The sequence below is a fragment of the Siccirubricoccus deserti genome, assembly GCF_014283215.1.
Lineage (GTDB): Bacteria > Pseudomonadota > Alphaproteobacteria > Acetobacterales > Acetobacteraceae > Siccirubricoccus > Siccirubricoccus deserti.
On sequence record NZ_JACOMF010000185.1, the window covers coordinates 1 to 2109 of the forward strand.

General features: G+C 66.5%; 3 protein-coding genes and 1 pseudogene. 1 reads left to right on the forward strand and 3 read right to left on the reverse strand.

Annotated features, from left to right (window positions below; genetic code table 11):
- Nucleotides 1-130 (forward strand): transposase (locus H7965_RS29595; RefSeq protein ID WP_186773996.1); only part of this gene is annotated, 130 nt, incomplete at its 5' end.
- Nucleotides 131-166: 36 nt separating this feature from the next.
- Here H7965_RS29595 and H7965_RS29600 read toward each other — a convergent pair.
- The 3 genes and pseudogenes from H7965_RS29600 to H7965_RS32225 form a co-directional block, all read right to left on the reverse strand.
- Nucleotides 167-571: pseudogene (locus H7965_RS29600) on the reverse strand (IS630 family transposase); the annotation flags it as partial.
- 385 nt (nt 572-956) lie between these two features.
- Nucleotides 957-1595: a hypothetical protein gene (locus H7965_RS32220; RefSeq protein WP_390624655.1), complete on the reverse strand. Its 639-nt coding sequence runs from the start codon at nt 1593-1595 to the stop codon at nt 957-959.
- Nucleotides 1592-1981 carry a hypothetical protein gene (locus H7965_RS32225; RefSeq protein ID WP_390624656.1) on the reverse strand — a complete coding sequence of 130 codons (390 nt, stop codon included), beginning with the start codon at nt 1979-1981 and terminating at the stop codon, nt 1592-1594. Before H7965_RS32225 ends, H7965_RS32220 begins: the two co-directional genes overlap by 4 nt.
- Nucleotides 1982-2109 lie beyond the last annotated feature (128 nt).

The window sequence follows — 2109 nt, forward strand, 5'->3', positions numbered from 1 at the left end:
GAAGCGCTGGATCGTTGAGAGGACCATCTCGTGGCTGAACCGCTGCCGTCGCTTGGCCAAAGACTGGGAGTGCCTGAACCGCACCAGCCTCGCATTCCTGCGCTGGGCCTCCGTTCGCCTCATGCTGTGAAGGCTCTGCCAGACAACAACATGATCCCGGACAGACACTGAGGATGGTATCTGCAGGTTTGGTCCAGACGAATGGCCTGGCGGCCCTGTTGTGGTCGCGGATGTAGCGGGCGATGGCGTCCTGCAGGTGGGGCACGGAGCTGAAGACGCCGCGCCGGATGCGCCTTCGGGTGATGGTGGAGAAGAAGCCCTCGACGGCGTTGATCCATGACGCTGAGGTCGGCGTGAAGTGGAAGACCCAGCGCGGGTGACCGGCCAGCCAGTGCTGCACCTTCGGATGCTTGTGGGTGGCGTAGTTGTCGAGGATGGCGTGGATCACCTTGCCGGCTGGGACCGCGCGCTCGATGGCGTTGAGGAAGCGGACGAACTCCTTGTGGGTGTGCCGCGGCATGCAGCGGCCGACCACGGCATCGTCGAGGGTGTTGATCGCCACCGCCAAGCTCAGCGGAAGATCTTCATCGCGGGAAAACCTTGGGCGCCGCCAAGACGCGAGCGGGAGCCGATGGTTGCGCCGACTTCACGGCGACATAGCAGGTATTCGTCGCTCGAACGAGCCGGAACAACGGCAGGACTCCATGGTCGTTCTTCCTGCCTGTGGTGCGGCATGATGCCGGTCCCTCCCGAGCGGGCGATGTGCCATGTGTCTCCGCGGTCCATCGGCAGGAGGCCGCCTGACCTTCCCGCCGCGGTGCCTTCGTGCGCGTTTTCCCGCCCTTCGATGCGGCTGGCGGAGCCCGCCCACCATCACCGTGCCCGGCGCCGGTACCGCGGAGACTGCCGCGGAAGGGCGCCCGAGGCCCCCCGTCGGGGCTCATTTGGGGCGGCGGCTATGTCTGCCCCACTACCGGGAATGGCGGCGGGCTGGTCCCGGCCAGCAGGGCCGACCGAGCCGTGGCGAGGATAGTGCCGCCGCCCCGCTCTGGCCGCAGCACCAGCAGCAGCAGGGACCGCCCAGTCACCAGGTAGGGGTGACCGAATTCGAAGGGCTCCGGCTCGTCCAGCTCCGGCCGGTTGGTGTCCACCAGCAGTAGCCAGCGCTGCCCCGCCGGCGGTTCAGGCAGCGAGAACTCCACCACGTCATGGTGCGCGTTCAGGACCAGCAGCATGGTCGCGTCCGAAGCGGGGCGACGGATGCCACTGGCCTGTGCCCGACCATCCAGCAGTACGCCGAAACAGCGCGTGTTCGGATCGGCCCAGTGCTCCCCGTCCATCTCGGTGCCGGACGGCGTCACCCAGGTCGCATCCTTGACGCCGAGATCCTCGTTCATCGAGCCGGTCAGGAAGCGGCCGCGGCGCAGCACGGGAAAGTTCTGCCGCAGCGCGATCAGCTTGCGGGTGAAGGCCGCCAGGCCCTGGCCGGCTTGGTCGATGCCGGCCCAGTCCACCCAGTTCAGCTCGTTGTCCTGGCAATAGGTGTTGTTGTTGCCGCGTTGGGTGCGGCTGAACTCATCGCCGGCCAGAATCATGGGCGTTCCCTGGGAGAGTAGCAGGGTGGCGAGGAGGTTGCGCTTTTGCCGCTCGCGCAGCGCCTGGATCTCCGGGTCGTCAGTCGGTCCTTCGGCACCGTGGTTCCAGGAAAGGTTGTGCGAATGGCCGTCGCGGTGCCCTCGCCATTCGCCTCGTTGTGCTTGTCGTCGTAAGAGACAAGATCGTTCAGAGTGAAGCCGTCATGCGCGGTGATGAAGTTCACGCTGGCCCAAGGTTTGCGCCCGCGGCGGTTGAACTTGTCGCCCGAGGCAGTGAGCCGCGCAGCAAGCTCGGCTGCCATACCTTCGTCACCCTTCCAGAACGCCCGCACCGTGTCGCGGAAGCGGTCGTTCCATTCCGCCCAGCCCGGCGGGAAGCCGCCCACCTGATAGCCGCCCGGGCCGCAATCTGAAGTGGTCCCCATCGGTCGGACAGTTTGGCGGCCTGGATAAGCTCGGTCCTGGTTGTCGTCAGGCCGCCAATTTGGCCATCTCGTCCGCCCCATAGGTCTCG